General features: G+C 44.9%; 1 protein-coding gene and 1 pseudogene. Both read right to left on the bottom strand.

The window, feature by feature from the left end:
- Positions 1-801, bottom strand: a pseudogene (locus KHQ28_RS18505) (type VI secretion protein VasK); the annotation flags it as partial.
- Positions 798-2,006: a hypothetical protein gene (locus tag KHQ28_RS18500; RefSeq protein WP_020324630.1), complete on the bottom strand. Its 1,209-nt coding sequence runs from the start codon at positions 2,004-2,006 to the stop codon at positions 798-800. The pseudogene KHQ28_RS18505 and the gene KHQ28_RS18500, both read right to left, overlap by 4 nt.
- Between the last annotated feature and the right edge of the window lie 872 nt (positions 2,007-2,878).

Here is a 2,878-nt window from a genome sequence, read left to right as displayed (position 1 = left end):
CATCTGCGCAAGCTGACGGGCGACATCGTCCTCGGTAGCGCGCAACGGGAAGCTAACCCCTACCGCCTGCACCGCGCGGTCAGCCTGCGGCCACTCACTATCGCATAGTTTCCACAACCAGACCGGGGCGGCATAGCCCAGCAGTTCGCTGATTTTTTCCAGCCCGTGCAGGTCGCTCTCGCTTATCTGCGGCGTCAGGGTGAGAGACGACGGCATCACCCGCACAATTCCGTCCAGAGGACGGCCACGGCGCAGCTTGCGCAGCGCGATGTATTTTTCTCGGTCAGGCTCCGATGCAAGGCTGCCGCCGTAAATCAGCACGGTGCGGTTGCCTTCAAGCCAGTGCTGCTGACGCAGGCCAGGCACCAGTTGTTCGATTGCCGCCTCGTCGCCGGTGACTAAAAGCAGGCGGACTTTGCGCCGCCAGTGAATTCCAATTCGGGTTCGCAGATGGTCACGAATCCTGGCACACATCACCACTGCTGGAGAAACAGAGATGTTTTCACTCTCATCTTTTCTCTTATTGTCATCACCACGAGTGACATCCAGGAGCGCCTCAAACTCCTTTTTACCGGCACTGCGAGCTGTCCACAGGAGCATAACTAACATGATAAAGATACATCCGGTAATGCAGCACCCACCAATAAGCCAGTAATTCTGCTGCTGACTATCGCCCTCAAGTCCGGCCATGTCAGGATGTTTCCAGACGATAAATGTCATTGCAGCCAAGAGTAAAAAGAGAATGAATACGACTGAAAGATAGCGACCTTCCGTAGTTTTCGGTGCTAAAAGTAACTTCACAGATCCATCTCCTGTCTTGAAGCTATCGGGGTAATAAGCGTGCTCCATAGCACTTTCTGAGTGGTATCCCCGCAGATAATCATCTGCGGGGAATGTGTTTGTCGGGCGATTTCAGTGGCGGCAGCAATAGCCAGCCAGGGTGCAGCGGCTCCAGCATTCCCCATGGATATATCGAGTGAAATGACAGCCTCATCTTTTACGCACTGCGCAGGATGTGCATTCTGACATCCAATCGCTTCTGCACGTTGCTCACCTGTCATTCCAGCGAGCCATAAATTTTTCACCATACTTTCTTTTAGCGGGACGTTCCAGGCGGCCATCCTCATCCCTTCGCTAAGTTCACCTGAGGGAGCAGCATCTGGCCGGTGTAGTAATGCGAGGGGGTCAAGCGCCTCTTGCGTTAGGCGGTTGCCAAGAAGTAGAGCAACAGCCGCTTCAGCAGTATTGTTTGTAACAACCGGATCAATCTGGAGGCCAACGATCAATAACATTGCTTTATCTTTAATACGTTCATTTAACCAGCGGTCAATTACACTAAGACCACGCCCTTCAACGTGTTCAACAGGAAAAGTGATATTGTTCTTTTGCCATGCCTCATCCCAGTAATGGCGAATGTTCTCCAAAGGCAGCGATGTTGTTACATCAAAAACTACTACTAGTGGGCATTTATCAGGGATTTGTGTAAAAGGAATGTCTGCAATCATCTGCGAAAAAATATTCATTATCACGAATTCCATAGAATCCTGCGGGCTGGAAGAAATTTGGCTCATTCTGGCGCTTTCATTACCATCCCGGCCGACCTGTGAAACAATAATGCTGTCGTTGTTTTGCATAGCAATAGCGGTATCTTTCTGAGCAACTGATGAGTGGCCGGTAATAAATGTTGCACTCAGCACTTGTAATGCACGCCGTGCCTTACGGGTTTCTCGAAGAATCCACTGTTCTCGCTGTTTGTCAAAAGCGTTTGCTTTGCTATCCTGTAAAGACCAAACAAGCAGACGAGAAGAAAGCAAGACACTCCACAAAGCAACAGGAAAACCTAAAGCTAATCTCCAGAAGTACAGATTTTCAACATAACGCCCAAATATACGCATTATGATAATACTGACTGAAAGCATGACAACCAGAGCAACAAGCCAACGAGAAAATTTCAGAGGCTTAGGTCTGGGGTAGCGTTCTGGCAAATGTTTAAGTGTATATGGCATTAATTTCCTCATATTACAGGATGGCTAAATTAGCTTGATATGCAGGCGAAACAAAAACTCACCACATTATATTTCTTTCATTAGCAAACTCACACTTAAACATACGACCATCCTTTTTGGTAAAAAACAGAAATCAACGTGCTAGTTTACTTTTGTCGTTGAAGTGGCCTTCCATTTTTTTCAGCATGTAATTTAACAGAGACTTGTCTTTTTTAATTATAATCAGGAATCGGAGGGTTTTCTCCACCACACCTACCGTTTTCAACTATGATATTCTCTTCCCCTCGTAGGGCATATTTCAATCCATTTTATACGCGAAATAGTTGACAGTAACTGGGTCTATCCCACCAATACATCCAATTAATAAGCAAATAAAACAGTGCCTTCGTCATTGGTAAAGCTACTGTTTATTTCAACTGATTCTTTTACCCCCCATTCAGATTAATATCCATTTCACAGTCAATAATATAATCATTTGAAATGCAATCATCCTTACCCTTTGTCACCTGTTTTACAGATAAATACTCTGCAGTATTATTCTGGTTGATTTCCTTTTTCATCACCAGTAAATGCTTACCAGAATTACCTTCCCACTTTGTAGAAAAGATTGGATTTTTAGTAAAAATAGAGTTTATTGGTTACAAAATAATATGCAACACAACCTAAAAAGCAGCAAGAGCGCTGAATAATGATTAATCAACAACACCCTTAATTTAGGGCGAGATGCTTACATCAATACTCACAAGCTATTTTTGCAGCATAAATTTATTGGCAGCTTTGCAAGCTAAAGTTCCGTCGGGAAGAGAATCAAACAAAGAGGTAAAGTTATATAGAACTGTTTTCCCATTAACTTTCTTAAATTCAATAAAATA

The sequence above is a fragment of the Klebsiella sp. 28 genome, from assembly GCF_018223905.1.
In the GTDB taxonomy this organism is placed as follows: domain Bacteria; phylum Pseudomonadota; class Gammaproteobacteria; order Enterobacterales; family Enterobacteriaceae; genus Klebsiella; species Klebsiella pneumoniae.
Note: the sequence above shows the minus strand (reverse complement) of the source record. Positions and strands in the feature narration are given on the sequence as shown.